Origin of the sequence: Kitasatospora sp. SC0581 (assembly GCF_048159585.1) — a bacterium.
Lineage (GTDB): Bacteria > Actinomycetota > Actinomycetes > Streptomycetales > Streptomycetaceae > Kitasatospora.
The window spans coordinates 1-423 of sequence record NZ_JBLRWA010000156.1 but is presented as its reverse complement, the minus strand read 5'-3'; the positions used below and the strand labels follow the sequence as shown (position 1 = coordinate 423).

General features: G+C 76.4%; 1 protein-coding gene. It reads left to right on the top strand.

Features of this window, described 5'->3' with window-relative positions:
• Positions 1 to 82: 82 nt before the first annotated feature.
• The coding region (locus ACLWS4_RS37550; RefSeq protein WP_416876510.1) for a hypothetical protein at positions 83 to 423 on the top strand (341 nt) is incomplete at its 3' end.

Sequence of the window (423 nt, the reverse complement as noted above, 5' to 3'; positions counted from 1 at the left end):
CCGACCCGCTGCCGGGCTTCCCCTGGCACTGGAACCTCGGCAACACCGCCGTCATGAAGGCCGCAGGGGCAGGGGCCCCACGATGACCGCCCACGCCCCGCAGACACCGGGTGACCAGGCCGCCGTTGTCGTCGCCCGCACCGGCATCCCGGTGCTCCTGCTCATCGCACACCCCGGCGCGCCCACAATCTCCGCCACGGTCGGCGCCGACCCCCACCGCCGGTACACCTCCACCACCGCCCTGTACGAGGACGGCTGGCGCGCCGAGGTCCACGCACCCGGCGGCCCGTCACCGGAGGACCTGGCGCGCCGCGCACTGCCCGGGGCCGCGAGGGCGCAGCCCGTCCTCCTGGCCACGCCCGGCGAGATGATCTGGGGCACCGGGACCAGCCACGACGGCCTCACCGCCCGCGCCGGGAACTG